The 2,005-nt window shown below is 43.9% G+C and carries 2 protein-coding genes; both read right to left on the bottom strand.

Features of this window, described 5'->3' with window-relative positions; all coding sequences use genetic code 11:
* On the bottom strand, nucleotides 1–870 hold an 870-nt coding region (locus VN429_RS07160; RefSeq protein WP_325631449.1), incomplete at its 3' end, for a FecCD family ABC transporter permease.
* Between the two features lie 20 nt (nucleotides 871–890).
* The coding region (locus VN429_RS07155; RefSeq protein WP_325631447.1) for an ABC transporter substrate-binding protein at nucleotides 891–2,005 on the bottom strand (1,115 nt) is incomplete at its 5' end.

Genomic DNA, 2,005 nt, shown 5'->3' with positions numbered 1-2,005 from the left:
TACAGTCATAGAAAGAGGAATGACAACACGATGATCAGGACCTGCCAGCATTCTGACCATGTGCGGAACGATAAGGCCGACAAGACTGATAATCCCTGCTGCTGAAACTGCTGCAGATGCCGCAAGTGATGCACAGATAATGAGAACTACTTTCATCCGCTCGGTTTTCATTCCTACGGATCGGGCATCTTCATCTCCCAGAGCCAGAATATTGAGTTGCCATCGAAGAATGATAATGCCCCCAATACCAATTACGATCCAGGGAAGAGCCTGATTGACTTTATACCATGATGCGGTATGAAGGCTCCCCATCATCCAGAAGACAATACTCTGCAGAGCACGTTCATTGATAGCGAACTGAATAGCGGTAAGGAGAGCAGAAAAAACAAATGATGTAATAACTCCTGATAAAACCAGTGCAATTATCGGAGTTTCTCCTTTCTGGTATGCCATGAGATATGCTACTCCAAGAGCAATCAGGCTGAATAAAAATGCACTAACCTGGACTGGGAGGGTGAAAAAGACAGAAACTGCCAAAGCAGCTCCCAGGGCTGCCCCGGAAGAGAGTCCAAGGATGTCAGGGCTTACCAGGGGATTGCGAAATATTCCCTGAAAACATGCCCCTGAAACCGATAATGCCGCTCCGACAAGCATCGCAAGAACGATCCTGGGAAGTCGCATGTTCATCAAAACGGTTGTATGAATCTCAGGAGCTCCATCTCCGGTTACGACACTGATAAATCCGGCAACAACTTCAGAGGGTGAAAGTCCATAGGATCCAATAAAAAGTGAGAGAATAAAAGCAGGAATTGGAAGAGTCAACAGGAAAATGAGAATAATCCGGTGATTGAGTGAGTTCCGGATGTTCATCTCCCCCATACTATCTCAAATCAAGCTGCTGTATAATCTGGATAATGTACACCATACATATCGACAAAGAATGAATCGATTAAGGTGTCCATGTTTATATCCTTAAAGATCTCTGGGTGAAGATCCTTGGCAATTGCCATCAGTGCAAGTGGCTGACATGGTGTAAATGAGTCATACACAAAAGGATCTGTGACCTCATATACTCTACCATTTTTCACCGCTTTCAGATCTTTCCATCCGGCAAAGTCTCCAACACCGCTCATGACATCTGATGGATCTATCTTTTCATTATACCACATATAGATGACATCAGGGTTTAATTTCTGGAGGGTTTCCAGGGAGATTGTTGGGTGCTCAAGCATCTTTCCTTCAAAATTGGCGTTCTCAAGAACATTTTTCCCGCCTGCAAGAGTAATCAGGTCATTTGTTGCACTGTTCAGACCTGCTGTTCCCAGAATGTCTCCCCACATCCAATACACAGTAGGGCGTTTATCACTTTGTAGTTCTCCTGTTTTATCTGTTACTCTGCGAGTGTAGTTAGCCATAATTCTTGAAACTTCTTCTGCCCGTCCCTCATTGCCAATCATCTTGGCAAATACATCATTTGCTCGGGAAACATCAGAGAGTTTGGTATAATACACCCCATACACCGGAACTTTTAGGGTTTCCCTGATAGCCGTGGTAGTCTCATCATTCCAGTCAGCAGACCAGAGAACTACAAGGGAAGGATCTGCTTTTGCCAGTGCTTCCAGATCAACAGCTCCGTTTTCACTCCCTATAGTTGGTTTTTCTCCAAACTTTGGATCAATTGCCTTGAAAAAGGGTATTTTTTTCTCTGGCATCCAGATGCTCCCGATGCCGGAGATATGATCTGCACCACCAACTGCATACATACTGTTCATTGCATTTTCAACCAGGAAAACTACATTTTTGACAGGATATGGAACAGTAATATACTGATCACGATCATCAAGGATAGTGATGGTCTGACCACTGTGATCAGAAGGTTTGATTTCGGTGATGTTTGCTGCATATGCCCCCCCGATGAGAAGAATGCTCAGTATACATGAAAAGAGAACACCCACTTTTTTTTTCATACGAATACCCAACTCGTAATATCTAGTAGGGTAATTAC

The organism is Methanospirillum sp., from assembly GCF_035560735.1.
GTDB lineage: Archaea > Halobacteriota > Methanomicrobia > Methanomicrobiales > Methanospirillaceae > Methanospirillum.
This window is presented reverse-complemented; position numbering and strand designations above follow the sequence as displayed.